This window comes from Halobacillus sp. K22 (assembly GCF_052246795.1).
Taxonomy (GTDB): domain Bacteria; phylum Bacillota; class Bacilli; order Bacillales; family Halobacillaceae; genus Halobacillus.
The window spans coordinates 100,115-116,077 of the sequence record NZ_JBQQCN010000012.1; the positions used below are offsets into that span (position 1 = coordinate 100,115).

Annotated in this window: 15 protein-coding genes; 6 read left to right on the plus strand and 9 right to left on the minus strand. The window is 42.8% G+C overall.

Annotation, left to right across the window (positions count from 1 at the left end; all coding sequences use genetic code 11):
- Nucleotides 1–18 precede the first annotated feature (18 nt).
- The 4 genes from ACTWPM_RS10710 to noc form a co-directional block, all read right to left on the minus strand.
- The gene (locus ACTWPM_RS10710) at nucleotides 19–723 is read right to left on the minus strand and encodes a DUF554 domain-containing protein (protein ID WP_443133028.1); all 705 of its coding nucleotides are present in this window, start codon (nucleotides 721–723) and stop codon (nucleotides 19–21) included.
- A gap of 106 nt (nucleotides 724–829) precedes the next feature.
- Nucleotides 830–1,675, minus strand: coding sequence for a ParB/RepB/Spo0J family partition protein (locus tag ACTWPM_RS10715; protein WP_443133029.1), 846 nt, complete (start codon nucleotides 1,673–1,675; stop codon nucleotides 830–832).
- Nucleotides 1,656–2,429: a ParA family protein gene (locus ACTWPM_RS10720; protein ID WP_443133030.1), complete on the minus strand. Its 774-nt coding sequence runs from the start codon at nucleotides 2,427–2,429 to the stop codon at nucleotides 1,656–1,658. Before ACTWPM_RS10720 ends, ACTWPM_RS10715 begins: the two co-directional genes overlap by 20 nt.
- A gap of 114 nt (nucleotides 2,430–2,543) precedes the next feature.
- Nucleotides 2,544–3,407, minus strand: coding sequence for a nucleoid occlusion protein (noc, locus tag ACTWPM_RS10725; RefSeq protein WP_443133031.1), 864 nt, complete (start codon nucleotides 3,405–3,407; stop codon nucleotides 2,544–2,546).
- Nucleotides 3,408–4,055: 648 nt separating this feature from the next.
- Here noc and ACTWPM_RS10730 point away from each other — a divergent pair.
- Nucleotides 4,056–5,252, plus strand: a complete 1,197-nt coding sequence (locus ACTWPM_RS10730; RefSeq protein ID WP_443133032.1) for an MFS transporter — start codon at nucleotides 4,056–4,058, stop codon at nucleotides 5,250–5,252.
- A gap of 372 nt (nucleotides 5,253–5,624) precedes the next feature.
- Entirely contained in the window at nucleotides 5,625–8,003 is a 2,379-nt protein-coding gene (locus tag ACTWPM_RS10735; protein WP_443133046.1) for an immune inhibitor A domain-containing protein, read from the plus strand.
- A gap of 45 nt (nucleotides 8,004–8,048) precedes the next feature.
- Here the strand turns inward: ACTWPM_RS10735 and ACTWPM_RS10740 are convergent, their stop codons facing one another.
- The 5 genes from ACTWPM_RS10740 to ACTWPM_RS10760 form a co-directional block, all read right to left on the minus strand.
- A complete protein-coding gene (locus ACTWPM_RS10740; RefSeq protein ID WP_443133033.1) occupies nucleotides 8,049–8,657 on the minus strand; it encodes a response regulator transcription factor in 609 nt (202 codons plus the stop codon).
- A 12-nt stretch (nucleotides 8,658–8,669) separates the two neighbouring features.
- Complete coding sequence (locus ACTWPM_RS10745; protein ID WP_443133034.1) at nucleotides 8,670–9,779, minus strand: sensor histidine kinase; 1,110 nt, start codon at nucleotides 9,777–9,779, stop codon at nucleotides 8,670–8,672.
- Between the two features lie 5 nt (nucleotides 9,780–9,784).
- Nucleotides 9,785–10,525 carry an ABC transporter permease gene (locus ACTWPM_RS10750; protein WP_443133035.1) on the minus strand — a complete coding sequence of 247 codons (741 nt, stop codon included), beginning with the start codon at nucleotides 10,523–10,525 and terminating at the stop codon, nucleotides 9,785–9,787.
- Nucleotides 10,509–11,378: an ABC transporter ATP-binding protein gene (locus ACTWPM_RS10755; protein WP_443133036.1), complete on the minus strand. Its 870-nt coding sequence runs from the start codon at nucleotides 11,376–11,378 to the stop codon at nucleotides 10,509–10,511. Before ACTWPM_RS10755 ends, ACTWPM_RS10750 begins: the two co-directional genes overlap by 17 nt.
- Nucleotides 11,379–11,531: 153 nt before the next feature.
- Nucleotides 11,532–12,068 (minus strand): GNAT family N-acetyltransferase, encoded by a 537-nt coding sequence (locus tag ACTWPM_RS10760; RefSeq protein ID WP_443133037.1) that lies wholly within the window; start codon nucleotides 12,066–12,068, stop codon nucleotides 11,532–11,534.
- A gap of 169 nt (nucleotides 12,069–12,237) precedes the next feature.
- Between ACTWPM_RS10760 and ACTWPM_RS10765 the strand changes: the two genes are divergently transcribed.
- The 4 genes from ACTWPM_RS10765 (at nucleotide 12,238) to nei (ending at nucleotide 15,500) form a co-directional block, all read left to right on the plus strand.
- Nucleotides 12,238–12,501, plus strand: a complete 264-nt coding sequence (locus ACTWPM_RS10765) for a transcriptional regulator SplA domain-containing protein (protein ID WP_443133038.1) — start codon at nucleotides 12,238–12,240, stop codon at nucleotides 12,499–12,501.
- Nucleotides 12,495–13,523 (plus strand): spore photoproduct lyase, encoded by a 1,029-nt coding sequence (gene splB, locus ACTWPM_RS10770; protein ID WP_443133039.1) that lies wholly within the window; start codon nucleotides 12,495–12,497, stop codon nucleotides 13,521–13,523. Before ACTWPM_RS10765 ends, splB begins: the two co-directional genes overlap by 7 nt.
- Nucleotides 13,524–13,723: 200 nt before the next feature.
- Nucleotides 13,724–14,593, plus strand: coding sequence for an SDR family oxidoreductase (locus ACTWPM_RS10775; protein ID WP_443133040.1), 870 nt, complete (start codon nucleotides 13,724–13,726; stop codon nucleotides 14,591–14,593).
- A gap of 67 nt (nucleotides 14,594–14,660) precedes the next feature.
- The gene (gene nei, locus ACTWPM_RS10780) at nucleotides 14,661–15,500 is read left to right on the plus strand and encodes an endonuclease VIII (protein WP_443133041.1); all 840 of its coding nucleotides are present in this window, start codon (nucleotides 14,661–14,663) and stop codon (nucleotides 15,498–15,500) included.
- The last annotated feature ends 463 nt before the right edge of the window (nucleotides 15,501–15,963 follow it).

Sequence of the window (15,963 nt, forward strand, 5' to 3'; positions counted from 1 at the left end):
AAGACTTATCAGCAGCCCTTAGAACCATTGGTAAATAAAGAACACCACGCCGACCATCAGAAGAGAGGGTAACAGATTGGCTACACGGATCTTCGTTAATTTCAATAAATTAAGACCGATGGCAACGATCAGCAGTCCCCCGGTAGCTGTCATTTCCATGATGAATAAATCCAGCATATCCTGGGGAATCCAGCGGTTGATCTGAGTGGCTAATAAGGCAATAGATCCTTCATACAACACGACCGGAATGACAGAAAAAATAACACCGATTCCAAGTGTGGAAGTTAAGACGAGCGACACAAATCCATCAATGATGGCTTTTGTTATTAGGACTTCATGATCGTTACGAAGTCCACTATCCAGGGCTCCGATGACGGATAAAGCCCCTATAACGAAAATGAGGGACGCCGTAATGAATCCTTGAGCCATACTGGATTCCTGATCAGGTTTGGTAAACTTCCGTTCAATAAATCTTCCTATGTACTCGAGCTTATCTTCTAAATGAACCGCTTCACCAATAATCGCACCGGTTAATAAACTTAACAGGACAATGACAATGTTATCTGTTTCAAAGGCCATTTGGAGGCCGATTAATATAACAGCCAGGCCAACACCGCTCATGACCGTTTCCTTAAAGCGCTCGGGAATCTTAGTAAAAAACAACCCTAAAAGTGTACCCACAATAATACATAAACCATTCACAAATGTACCTAATAATACCATGAGATTCTCTCCTATATTTTTTTGTTTCACGTGGAACAAGAGATAATAAAGCCAGCGAACTCTTTAAAAACAACAAAAAAACCCGGTCTGAGTCACCAGGTTTGTTTCAAGATTCTTTATCAAACCATTCCAGGATACGTTCGAGGTCTTCTTCATCCATAAATTCTATTTCAATTTTCCCCTTGCGTTTCCCTTTATGAATCGTTACTCCCGTACCTAGACGCTCCCTGAGACTCTCTTCCCGATCTCTTATAAAAATATCTTTCGCAGGCTGTTCCTTTTTCTCAGCCCGGTTTTTTTGGTTGTTTTCAAAAATCAGCCGCTCGGCCTGACGCACATTAAGCCCTTCTTTTTCAATCCGTGCGGCAAGAGCGATCACTTGTTCACGATTTTTTAATCCAAGCAGTGCCCGCCCGTGACCCATCGATAAAGTTCCTTCATTTATTTTCCTGGTTACCTCCAGCGGAAGCGATAACAGCCGCACAAGATTAGCAATATGGGAACGGCTTTTTCCTAGCCTCTTCGAAAGTGAGTCCTGAGTTAAAGAAAGCTCATTCATTAAATTCTGATATGCTTTGGCCTCTTCAATCGGGGTTAAGTCCTCACGCTGTAAATTCTCAAGCAGAGCAAGTTCCATCATCTGTTCATCTGTTAAGACGCGTACCAGGGCGGGGACCGTATTCAGATTCGCTCGCTTCGCTGCACGGAATCTGCGCTCGCCGACCACGATTTCATAACCTTTAATGCTTTTTCTGACGATCAATGGTTGAAGGATGCCATGTTCTTCTATAGATTCCTTCAATTCCTGGATGGCTTCATCGGTAAAATGCTTTCTTGGTTGATACGGATTAGGGCGGCATTCATGGACCGGAATTTCCTGGATCTGTTCTTCCTCTTTACGCTCCATTTCCTGAGATACTGCTTTACTCCCTTTACCTAACCCTTTCGCCATTCGCGATCACTTCCTTTGCTAATTCTAAATATACTTCTGCTCCCTGAGACTTCGGATCATACAAAATTACGGGCTTGCCATAACGGGGAGCTTCACTCAGCCGACTATTACGGGGAATAATAGATTGATAGACTTTATCTTGAAAATACTTCTTCACTTCATCAATCACCTGAAGGCCAAGATTGGTTCGTCCATCTAACATCGTTAGTAAAATCCCCTCAATCATCAATTGTTTGTTGAGGTGCTTTTGTACGACTCGTACGGTATTCAGCAGCTGGCTAAGCCCCTCCAGCGCGTAATATTCACATTGAACAGGGATTAAGACGGTGTCTGAAGCTGTGAGCGAATTCATAGTCAGAAGACCAAGAGAAGGTGGGCAATCGATAATCACATAATCATACTCTTTTTTGATTTTCCAAAAAGCCTGTTTCAATCGGACTTCTCTCGAAATATGTGGAACGAGCTCAGTTTCAGCACGTGCCAGCTGAGTAGTGGAGGGGAGGACATCTAAATTTTCCACCATAGTTGGTAAACAGACGTCTTCTGCGCTTAATCCTTCCACCAGTACATTGTAGATACACTGATCAATTTCTCCTTTTTCAATACCGGTGCCACTGGTTGCGTTCCCTTGAGGATCAATATCAACAAGAAGGACCCTATGGTTTAAATAAGCCAGGCACGCGCTTAAATTGACGGAAGTAGTAGTTTTCCCTACGCCTCCTTTTTGGTTAGCAATCGAAATCACTTTACCCATCAAGTCACCTGCCTCTATGTTCTTTCTCTTATTTTACTATTATATTGAAAAACAGGGGGATAGAGTTAAAAAAAGCCCCATCTCTGCAAAAGGCAAGATGGGTAGAACCGTCCATTATTTTTTCTTAGGAATTTTTATCGTGATCTGATAATAATCATCATGATCTTCTTCATCGGTTTCCAAGTCAATCCCTGTATCCGAAACCATGGTGAGAGACTGCCGAATGGTATTCATTGCAATCCTCATATCTTTGTTCACACCTTTAAGTGTCGGTTTTTTCTTCTTAGGTTTAGGGTCACTCAGCTTAGCGATCCGTTCTTCCGTCTGCTTCACGTTCAGCTGTTTTTCAAGGATTTCAGTGAGTATCGTTTCCTGCAGTTCGGGATCTTTAACTCCTATCAGTGCTCTTGCATGGCGTTCTGTAATTTTCTTATCCATAATTGCCTGTTGAACCGATTCGGGCAATTTTAATAAACGCATCTTATTAGCAATAGTTGACTGGCTTTTACCTAACCGCTGAGCAAGGGCTTCCTGCGTAAGCTCATGAAGTTCAATCAGTTTGGCATAAGCCGTAGCTTCTTCAATGACCGTTAATTCTTCCCTTTGCAGATTCTCAATAAGAGCGACAGATGCCGTCTGGGAATCATTCATATCACGGATAATTGCGGGAATTGTCTCCCAGCCCAGCGTTTGGACGGCACGCCACCTGCGCTCTCCTGCAATCAGTTCATAATTTTCCTCATCTATCCGACGGAGAACAATCGGCTGAATCATCCCATGCGTATGTATCGTCTGGGCAAGTTCGCTGATCTTCTCATTATTAAAAATCGCTCGGGGCTGGTAACGGTTCGGCTGAACACGGTCTACAGGAACCTGCATCACTTCATCAGGACTGTAGCCTTCTTCACTGTTGTTATCTTCAGATTCCGGTTCCGCTTTGTCCCCCAATCCGAACAAACGACCAAAAGGATGTAACACGATCAGACACCACCTTTATACGATCGAGCTTATGCTCATTAATATTTTTCTTAAAAATTGAAATAGAAAAAGCGCCGCAGGCTTCTCGGCTGCTGCGCACATATATGCCGTTTTAACTCTCTATCTATTTTATCATATTTATTCTAGTAAAAGTATCATAAGGGAAGAAGAATTATTCATTCTAGTTGTCGAAAAAACACAGATTACTAATGGATAACGGTATGTAATAAGGATTATATCCCTTCCAAGTGCCTTTGTTTGTAGCAGAATTCGTCGATATATTTTCCTGAAAAATCATTCTGTCTATAGCTTACCTGTTCCTCCGGTTCCCTTCAAATGATAGCTGTAAAATGAAGGTGCCCCTAATGCCCAGGAAACCTTTTTGTATAAAAGTCAGCAGGAATAAAAATTTTCCTGATGAATATGTATCCTTGAAGGTTCCGCTTATAAGGAGAATACTTTTCCAGTAGGGGGAACCGATTTCTATTACATCTAACCAGGGAGGAACAAATCATGTCAAAAACTTTCATCTTATTTTCCCATTCAGAAGCAGGGGTGAAAGCAAGCTAAAAATTAGTACAATCACTGCACGCTTTTTACTCCTGTATCTATACCAGACCTATTACTGTATAGCAGGAGGATAACATTTTGCAAAAGAATACATTAGCCGCTCATAATATTCGTTTTCTATTTTGGGCCGAGTTGTTTGGAAGCGTCCGCTTCATACAACCTGTCCTTACACTTTTTTACTTCGAAAGGGGACTGGATGAGTCATTAATTCTTCTGGTCTTAACCTTTTTCAGCATTGGCGTTCTTACCGGTGAAATCCCAACCGGGGTCCTGGCTGACAGGTACGGACCAAAAGCGGCCTTTTTAATAGGCTCGGCACTCGCTATTGTCAGTCATAGTTTACTACTGGTGGCCTTTGAGCCCTGGGTGTTTTTCCTAAGCAGTTTTCTAACTGGTTTTGCTGCTACTTTTTTTAGTGGAGCAGACGAAGCCCTTATTTACGAATCTCTGAAGCTCTCTAACGAAGAAAGATTTATGGATAAAGCGATCGGCCAAATTAGTTCAGCTACATTTATCGTCTCCATCATCGCTGTCGTTATAGGAGCTTTTATCGCTAAAGATTTAACAGAACAGCAGTTTCAGCTGCTGATTGGCTTAAGTCTGGCATTTATGACGGTTCAGTTCTTTTTACTGCTGTCGATAAAAAATCCACCCCAGCACGAGGGAGAGCAACAGACCCCGTTCCGTCAGATATGGGCAGGGGTGAAGGCGATCCGAAAAACTCCTCAAGTGTTATGGATGTTTATAAACATATCGCTCGTATTTATACCCGCTACAGCAATATTTGAGAAATTCGATCAAAAGCTGCTCGTAGATGCCGGACTGCCGGTGTACTGGATTGGGATCGTCTATGCAGCCGCAGGTTTCCTAGGTTTTGTTGCTTCACGATCCATTGGATGGATGACGAGTAAAATGAACCGTGTTCTTTTATTAGGGATCACAGGAATCCTCGCAGTAATTGGGCTCACACTAGCAGCCTTATTTAATACGTACCTTTCGGTGGTTCTTGGAGTCATCGTCATCCTGAAACTGGTGAGCGCAATTCGCTATCCCATTTATTCTCAACTATCCAACGACTTGATTCCATCTAATGTGCGGGCAACAACTATTTCTTTACTATCGATTCTTGATTCAGGATTTGATTTACTGATTTTCACGACAGTAAGCGGGATCGCACTTGGTGGATTTACACCGATGTTCCTGGCTTGTGCCGTTATCGCTTTAATCGGTGTTTCCATCCCTATCCGGCCGAAGAGAATAATTGGAGATCAGTGAAATCTATTAATTTCCAGTAAAAAAACAGCCATTTCCATAGGGAAGGGCTGTTTTCTTCTTATATATAGGTCTTCGGTATACAGGATCAATGTCCTACTTTTTCTATATGTAGTTCAGAGATAAACCGGGGCCTCTAATTTTATTTCAGTAAAATAATATCACATTATAACGAATCATGTAATTTTACACCTTTCATCGGTGTTCTTAGAGTGGATTCACTGCTTCACTTCAACGCTTTAAATCCGCTTCTGGGCACTATTCATTATTTTTAGAAAATTAAAAATAATATATTGATAAATTTTGTAATTTTGGTAGATTTGTAAATGTAGCTTATTTTTACAAAATGTGGAGGGAGACATTAATTTGAAGAAAATGGGGAGAATTATCACATCTGCTTTAGCCCTTATACTAGCCTTCGGGCCCGTAAGTGCAAGTGCAGGCACAGTAAACCAAGATGAAGGCGAAGATTTACATAAATCACATTCGCACGAGGGATCACCTTTTGATCTCGCAATTGCGAATGATGAAAAGCTAATAGAGATGTTGAAAGAGGATGGAAAAATTGCTCCAAATGCAAGTCCTTCAGAAGCTCAAAAAGGATTAAACAAATTCCTAAAAGCAAAATCTGAAGCAGCTAAGAAAGATAAAGGCGAATTAAACGACGAAGCAAAAGAAGCGAAAGAAAAGCTTCAGGGTGAAATGAAAAACAACAGCTTAACCAATGGAAAAGGAAATAAACTGGGTCAAGCGAAGAAAAATGCACCCGAGGGTGTGACGGAAGAAGCTTACAATGGCAAGATGCGTAAGGACAAAGTGCTGGTCCTGCTCATCGATTATCCGGACAAGCGTACTAATTCCATGACCGCTGATGAAACGGATATGTACTATGATGGTGAAGACGCTTACTCCCGAGAGCATTATCAGGACATGCTGTTCGGTGATGGCGGCTGGACAGGTCCAGATGGCGAAACCTATGATTCCATGAAACAGTACTATGAGAAACAATCCGGCGGTAGTTATTCTGTCGAAGGGGATGTGGCGGGCTGGTACACAGCAAGTAAACCAGCTGCAGCCTATGGCGGAAACTATCCGACTGAAGATGACAGTGACGTCAATGCCCGCGGTCTTGTGAAAGAAGCACTTGAATTAGCCGCAGCCGATCCAAGTGTAAATATTGCTGACTACGACAAGTGGGATCGTTATGATCTGGACGGAGATGGAAACTACTTGGAAGCAGACGGTCTTGTTGACCACCTAATGGTTATTCACTCCGGCGTGGGTGAAGAAGCAGGCGGAGGATCTCTTGGTTCTGATGCTATCTGGTCTCATAGATGGAACCTGGGCGGAGTGACTCCAATTAGTAATACTGAAGCTACTGTTGGATATTGGGGCGGCTCTATGGCGGCATACGATTATACCATTGAACCTGAAGACGGGGCAGTAGGGGTCATGGCCCACGAGTTTGGCCACGATTTAGGTCTGCCTGACGAATACGATACTCAGTACACTGGGGAAGGCGAGCCGGTCAGTTACTGGTCAATTATGTCGAGCGGAAGCTGGGCAGGAGATATTCCAGGTACGATGCCGACTGGATTCAGCCCATACATGAAAGAAATGCTTCAAGCTTCTGCCGTCGTAGATAATAAAGGGACAGAAGGAAACTGGTTATCTGGTTCAGAAGTTAATGTAGAAGACATCAATGAAAAAGGGACAGAAGTTCTTCTCGACGAAGCTGTGACCAAAGGGACAAATAATGACGTCGCTAAGGTTAATTTGCCGCAAAAAGAAACGGTTATCAACGAGCCGGCAAGCGGGGAGTATGAATATTTCTCCGGAAGTGCGGATGATTTGCATAATTATTTGACGAAAACGGTAGATTTAACTGATGCCACCTCTGCCGAGTTTAATTTTAAAACGTGGTATGACATTGAAAAAGACTGGGATTATGCTTATGTAACAGTTAACGGAGAGCCTATTGCTAGTGATATCACGACCAATGATAACCCAAATGATTCCAATCTTGGAAATGGAATTACTGGGTCATCCAATGGCTGGATTGATGCTTCATTCGATCTGTCTGCTTATGCTGGACAAGAAGTTGAAGTAGCCATTGAATATGTAACGGATACAGCAGTATCGAATCCTGGCTTATACGCTGATGATTTATCCTTCGTAGTCGATGGAGAAGAAATCGTGTTCGACGATGCTGAAGGTGAGCCTAAGTTTAATCTCGATGGTTTCACGAAAAATGATGGAATTAAACGCTCTGAGCATTACTATCTGCTAGAATGGCGCAGCCACAATGGTGTTGATGAAGGCCTTGCCAACATCCGCCGTGGTGACAGCTTGATGACGTTCGACGACGGGTTACTGGTCTGGTATGTCGATAAGCAATATAGTGAAAACTGGACAGGTATTCACCCGGGTGATGGCTTTGTAGGCGTTGTCGATGCAGACCAGCACACCCTTAATTGGAGTAATGGAGAGGTAGCGAGCACACGCTATCAGGTTCACGATGCGGCATTCAGTTTAAATAAAACAGACAAAATGTTTATTGATTATACTGAGATTAACGGGGTTACAATTAAAGATAACTTCACAAAACGCACACCATTGTTCGATGACAGTGAAAACTACTTGAATGAAGGATTGGTAGATGCAGGACGTGACGTTCCTGACTACGGTCTGAAGTTCCGTGTAACTGGTCAAAGTAAAGATGGTACTGTAGGTAAAGTATTAATGTACAAATAATCAATTTTAAAAGAACTCCTCTTAAATGAGGAGTTCTTTTTTTTATCAATCAAGCCATCCCTTTTGTCTGGCAATAAAGGCGGCTTCCGTGCGATTTTGAGCATCTAATTTATTCATAGTCTCTGAGAGATAGTTTCGTATCGTCCCATTGGTTAAATGCATGGCTTCACTAATCTGTTTCGTGCTGTACCCCTTTTCCACACGCAAAAGAACTTCTATTTCTCTTCCCGTGAGCTCATTTTCATCATTTAGGACAGTTTGACTGACAAGGGAGGGGCTTACGACCTGCTGCCCTTTATATACCTGACGAACATTTCTAGCTAACTCTTCACTAGGTGTATCCTTTAATAAATATCCGTCTACTTGGTGCTCCCACGCCTCTTTAATATATATTCTTTTGGAAAAAGTGGTTAAAATGATTACCTTCGTTGGGAACTGCAGACGCCGAATTTCTTTTAATACTTCAATCCCGGTAAGAAGAGGCATTTCGATATCCAGCAGGGCAATATCCGGTTCATGGTCTTGAATCATTTGCAACGCCTCTTCTCCATGGCTTGCAGCACCTGTAACCTCAAAATCATCTTCCATATCCAAAATCGTGCAGAGAGCTCCGCGAAGCATCGTCTGGTCCTCTGCAATCAATACCCGAATCATTTCTCTCCCCCCTTAAGACGCTGTATCTTCTGATTTTTGAACTTTAGGTACCTGAATATCAATCTGACAGCCCAGCTTATCGATGTTTTTCATGGAAACAGCTCCACTGATCATATGTATTCTTTCCTCCATACCTAACAGTCCATTACCCTTGCGGCCTGAGAACCCTACTCCATTATCCAATACTTGAAGAATAATCTGGTCTGGCTGCTCCTTAAGCGTGATGAAGCATTGAGTAGCACCACTATGACGAATGGCGTTCGTTACACACTCTCTAAGACTATAGGCGAGGATATTCTCATAAAGCTGGTTCAGCCCACCCATTTGTTCGGGAGTTTTTACATATGACTCTATGCCGGCCTGACGCAGAAGCTTGTTGGACACGTTAAGTTCTTCTTCTAAATTCAGCTGTTTAAGATCCGACACGATTTCACGAATTTGATTAAGGACCGAACGTGAAATATGATTAATTTCTCTAATCTCCTGTTCAGTTTTCTCGACGTTTTTATGTAACATTCGACCGGCAATGTCACTTTTCAATGTAATCATAGATAAAGTCTGGCCTACCGTATCGTGTAAATCCCTGGCAATTCGTTCGCGCTCCTGCTGCTTGACCAGCTCTTCAATACGCTCATTCGCTCTGTCTAATTCTTTTTTAGTATTTGCCCACTTAATCTCATACCGGGTGAGCAAAGGGATTACGAGCAGCATCATAACGGCAGCAAAAATATAAGAAAAACCGATCTCCCGTATCGCCAGGCGATCCAGGAGAAAAATCTCCCCGATTAAACCTAATTGTAGAACATAAAGCAAGCTGAAATGCAGCCGCTTTCGGACAAAGCTGAGCATATTTGCTGTATATAAAGCCGTGTACAGAAGCCCTTCATGATAATAGTAAATCATCCAGGCAAGAATTCCTGTCATTATGATGATATGAAAAACTGCACGAGGTGGATGCCAATAAATATCTCTGTATAAGTATATAAAAATGAACAGGCCTAAGAGACCAACACTTCCTTCTAAGCCTCCCATTCCTAAGAAATAAATCAAAGGGAAAATTAAATAGATAGACCACAGCAAAGGAAGATTTCCATATTTCCTGGGAAATAACCGAAAATTCATTTCTGTCACTCCTTCTGAAGATAGCGATGAGTTAACAGAGAACCACTTAAAAATAAGGCAAAGTACAATAGTAGTAAACCTATCGTTGCAAAAGAAATGGCCTCTCCTGCTAATAGCGCCCATGCTCCCTGAGCATACAAATGGCCTGGTGTCCACTCACCGATCATTTGCACAAGGGCTGGCATTTGGTTGAGCGGCATCCACAGTCCGCCAATAAGCGCGAGACCTAAAGTAGCCACATTAGCAAAACCAGCAGCCGTTTCCGTCGTTTTAAATACCGACACCCATGTTCCAAGAGCCAGGAAAGGAATAATAGCACCCCACACCCATGCGCCTATCTTCACCCACGCTAACAGGCTGAGCTCAATATTTTTCCAATTTGCAGCTACGGTAAATAATAGGACAATAATCAGTCCATTAAGAACCATCAAAGACAAGAATCGCGCCATGAAGTATTCCCAGCGCTTTATAGGCAGCGATTGAAGCCACTTCATCCAGGGCTGCAGCCGATCGTTAAGAAGCTGGATTCCCATTGTAGTAACTGAGGAACTCATTAAACTGAAACAGGTCATCGAGACAAGGAAATAAGCCTTCCACTCCGTACCTTCAATCGCCATATTTCCGCTTATAGACGAGGTGTAGATGGCATAGAAGATAAACGGCATGACGATGGAAAAAACGACAAAATAATTATTCCGGAACATGCGCAATAATTCGATCTTAGTAGTTTTATACAACGTCTTCATTTAAATCTCCTCCCTTACTGGTCATTTCTTCAAAATATTCCTCCATTGAGCGTTTATCGATCGATAATTCCGTAAAGAAAATCTCCTTTTCGACCAGCCATCTGACCCACCCATCAGTATCTTCTGTTTGAAGCTCCCACCTTTTCCATAATAGATTCCAGTTGAACCCAGCTGCTTTCAGCATAGAATCTGAATGATTAGTTTCCGTTTTGAATCGTATCCACTTTTTATAGCTTTCTATGCTCTCCACCGCTTCGTCAGTGACAAGTTTTCCTTTTTCTAATAGTAATACACGGTCCCCTAATAAGGAGGCTTCATTTAAAAGATGCGTAGTCATCAAGATCGTCATCCCATTTTCCTTAAGCTCTTGAATTTGATGATAGACATGCTTTCTTGCTGATACATCCATACCTGCTGTCGGCTCATCCATAATCAGAAGCTTGGGACGACCGATTAAAGCAAGGGCAAAGATCAGCTTCCGCTTCTGACCAATACTTAGCTGCTCCGTTTTGACGGATTCTTTCTCTTCTAGTCCAGAAAGAGACAGAGCTTCTGAATATTTTATAGGGTTTGGATAGAGACCTCTTGTAAATTGGATTAATTCCTTAATTGTCACTCGATCCATTAAGGAAGCATCCTGCAGAACAAAGCCTACTTGCGTTTGAGGATCTTTCCACTCAATATTTCCTGCGTCCGCTTGATGGTGGCCCATAATCAAACGCAGCAACGTCGTTTTTCCGGCACCATTTGGACCTAGTAAAAGAATGCTTTCGCCTGGTTGTAACGAAAAAGATATGTCATTCAGGACTTTGTGCTTTTTGAAATGTTTAGAGACATGGTTAATACAAAGCATCTTCATCCCACCTTTTGAGAAGTTACTTATTATTCTAATGGTGATTAATAAAAAGAGTTAGAAAGGTTTGTCACCTATTCAGATGACAATTGTCATAAAAAAACAACTGATGACTACAGATCACCAGCTGTTTCTATTGAGTATGTAAGCTTTTCATGAACGATATTCATCAGCAATCATGCCATAAACATCAATATCCTTGTATTCACCCCTGTGGTAGATATCGTGCTTCAATCTCCCCTCATAACTCAGTCCAGCCTTTTGCATCACCCTGGTAGAAGCTGGGTTTTCACTCATTGCTGCAGACCACACTCTATGTAAATTCAAAGTTTTAAACCCATACTCAACCATTCGAGCTGCCGCTTCCGAGGCGTATCCCCTTCCCCAGTAAGCTCTCCCAACCCAATAAGCAAGCTCGCCTTTCTGATGTTTATGATCTACTCGGAGAGTCATCGTGCCTACCAGTTCATTTGTCGATTTCAATACCATTGCCATAGGATAAGCCTTTCCTTCTTTGATCCACTCTTCATGAGTACGTATCCAGTTTTGAGCATCTTCAAGGGTGTATGGATGAGGAACGAAGGTAGTAGCTGCCACGGCTTTGTCACCAGCAAGCTCTGCCACCCGGTCTGCTTGCTCCAGTTCATACGGTTGTAAATGTAGACGTCCGGTCGTTAGCGGCCAATTCATAGTAAAACTCCTTTTTAAATTTAAATCATAATTTAGCTTTCAGTTAAGCTTACTCAATCCGCCCATTTAGTGTAAATGCTCTTTTTAAAAATCGAAAATAAAGCATTTGGCTAATAAATTTCAAGTTTTGTGGAAAAATGAACACAAACTATGGAAAGCAGGTGTGATTATGGAATTTCAACAACCCAACTATCGTGCGGGAGATATTGTGTATGTCATCTATCGCAACCCGCATACGTATGATGTGGCTAATGTACAGGAAGCAGCCGTTGTGAAAGATCCAGAAAACCCGGGTGGTTTAGCACTTTTTCTATACGAGACGTATTTCCCGCTGGATTCTGAAATAGCTGTATATGCTTCCCAGGGAGAAGCTGAACGCGCCTATCATGAAACATTTGGCGGCGGCATTGAACCGGAGGGACTACAGTGGTAAAACCATTTGTACCAGAACTCGTCTATATCGAACCCGGAGCCCTCAAATATCCCCTGGGTAAAGAACTCAAAGAAAAATTTGAAAATATGGGTATTGAGATTCGAGAGACCACCTCCCATAACCAAGTCCGCAATTTGCCTGGAGAAAATGATTTTCAAAAATATCGGATGGCGAAATCGACGCTGGTTGTTGGTGTGAGAAAAACGCTGAAGTTCGATACTTCCAAACCATCTGCAGAATACGCCATTCCATTTGCTACAGGATGCATGGGCCATTGCCATTACTGTTACTTGCAAACCACTATGGGCAGTAAACCTTATATCCGCACGTATGTAAATGTCGAAGAGGTGTTTGAAGCGGCAGAATCCTATATGAAAGAACGTGCCCCAGAAGAAACGAGATTTGAGGCTTCCTGTACCTCCGATATCGTTGGCGTCGATCATCTGACGCACACCTTAAAGCGGGCAATTGAGTACTTCGGTCAGTCCGAACATGGACGCTTACGTTTTGTAACCAAATTTGCCCACGTTGATCATTTGCTTGATGCAAAACACAATGGCCGCACACGTTTCCGTTTTAGTATGAATGCGGATTATGTAATCAAATACCTGGAACCAGGTACATCCCGGCTCGATGACCGCATTGAAGCAGCTGTGAAAGTAGCTGAAGCAGGCTATCCCTTAGGCTTTATCATTGCTCCTATCTATCTTTATGATGATTGGAAAGAAGGTTATCGAATTTTGTTTGAGAAACTGTATGATAAGCTTCCGGAAAAAGCAACGAAAGACCTTACCTTTGAGCTGATTCAACATCGTTTTACTAAACCGGCAAAACGCGTCATTCAAAAAAATTACCCCATGACCAAGCTTGAGATGGATGAAGAAAAGCGAAAGTATAAGTGGGGCCGTTATGGCATCGGAAAATATGTTTACCAGAAGGATGAACAAAAAGAAATGCAGGAAGTACTGGGCGGATATATTGAACAGTACTTTCCTGAAGCCAAATTAGAATACTTTACCTAAAAGAGCTCGCTGCCTCTACATGTGATTGTATGAGGCAGAGAAGCTTTTTTACTTAATGGCAGTGGTTAGTAAACAATCACCCTACCTCTCAAAAGTTTCTGCAATACCTTTAGAATTCCCTCCTTTTGTTTATCTTTTTCCTAATTGTGGAATGAGATAATTACGAAATTATAGTGATAAAATAAAAGGAGGATTTCAATATGGATCGTTCACAAAAACAAACACAAGGTCAGCCTAAACAAGAACAGGAGAAACAACCTGGAGTAGAAGGACAATTAAATCCTCAGCCGCTCCAAGCTGATGAGGACTATCAAAGTGGAAACAAATTAGTGGGCAAAGTCGCTCTTATTACCGGTGGAGACAGCGGAATTGGCCGTTCGGTAGCCATTGGCTATGCAAAAGAAGGAGCCGACGTGGCGATTTCGTATCTTGAGGAGCATGAAGATGCGGAATACACGAAAAAGCAAGTAGAAGAGCAAGGACGCCGCGCTATTCTGATTCCTGGAGACGTAGGAGAAGAATCCGTTTGTAAGGACGCGGTCGAACGGACAGTCAATGAACTGGGACAGCTTGACATCTTAGTGAATAATGCAGCTGAACAGCATCCAACCGATGATTTAATGGATATCACAGCAGAACAATGGGAGAGTACTTTCAAAACGAACATTCATTCCATTTTCTATATGACGAAAGCAGCGATTCCTCACTTGAAAAAAGGAAGCTCCATTATCAATACAGCTTCCATTAACCCTTATACAGGGAATCCGCATCTCGTCGATTACACGGCAACTAAGGGCGCTGTAGTAGCTTTCACTCGTTCCATGGCTAAACAGCTCGTAGACAAAGGAATCCGCGTAAATGGAGTGGCTCCTGGTCCAATTTGGACGCCATTAATTCCTTCCACCTTTGGAGAAGACAAAGTGGAGCAATTTGGTACCAATACACCAATGGGACGCCCTGGCCAGCCCGTTGAACACGTAGGCAGCTATGTACTGCTTGCCTCCGATGATTCTACGTACATGACCGGTCAGTTCATTCACATCAATGGCGGTCTGTACACTTCAAGCTAAAGCGTTATTTCTTGCCAAAAGCTCTCTTCTTTTACAAAATAAATAGAAGAAGAGAGGAGAACTGTATATGCCAGAAGGTCCAGAAATAAGAAGGGCGGCTGATCACGTGGAAAAAGCGTTGAGCGGCCGCCCTGTGCTTGAAATATCTTTTGCGTTTGAGCAGCTCAAGGATTATGAAGATGTGTTTCAGGGAGCTATGGTCAAACGTGTAGAAACGCGTGGAAAAGCCATGCTGATTCGATTTGATCAGGGCTACACCATCTATTCTCACAACCAGCTGTACGGAAAATGGTACGTCCGGAATGCCTATAATTATCCGAAGACCAATCGGCAGCTGAGGCTGGCTATTCATAACGAGAAGAAGTCTGCCCTGTTATACAGTGCTTCTGACATCGAAGTTTTAAGGGATGAGGAAGTAGAAGAGCACCCGTTTATAGCCAAAGTCGGTCCGGATCTGCTGAATGATTCCATTCCTCGTAAAGAGCTGATCGACCGATTTAAGGAGAAGCGATTCCACCGAAGGAAATGGAGTTCTTTACTACTGGATCAAAGCTTTATTGCAGGCGTAGGGAATTATCTGCGGAGTGAAATTCTATTTGCCGCTAACATCCATCCTGACTCAAGACCAATGGATTGTACAGAAGAGCAGCTCAGTAAGGCAGCTGATGCTTGTATAGAACTTATGTGGCGTTCCTATAAGAATAAAGGAATTACCAATGACCTTGAGCTTGCCGAACGTTTAAAAGCGGAGGGCGCAAAGCGGTATGAATATCGACACTGGGTATTTAACCGTGAAGGTCAGCCATGCCGCATAGATGGAACTGAAATCATTAAATATAAGGCAGCTTCCAGGCGATGTTATTACTGCCCCACCTGCCAGCCTAAGACCTCCAGCTCACAAAAATAGTGACCTGGGGGTCTTTACTATTTTTTATAACGCTCTGTTAAAGTTTATTGTTGAATTTTCCTAAGAGGCTTGTTAAGCAATAGGGCCGGATTGTGTAAGACTCAGTTTCGAGATAACTTGGGTCCGTTACGAGATGAGGAGGTGGCTGGTGGGGAAATAACTCGTCTTGTTCCATCACCCAGACACTCGAGACATAAGCCGATCATCAACGGACGGAAAAACCACCATCCTTTTGATGATCGGCTTATGCTGTTCGTGTCTTTCGGGGCGATTGCACATTTGAACACTTTCCTATGGGGGAACGGTGAGCTTCCTCGCTCGTTTCACTCCCTGCGGGATCTCACCTAGTTCCTTCTCCCATGGGAGTCTCGCCATTTCCCCACCAACCCAGCCACAGGAGAATAACGGGCCCTTCCAGAAGAGAGAATCCTCGCCTTCTTAACTGGCCTTAAATGCTTCTATG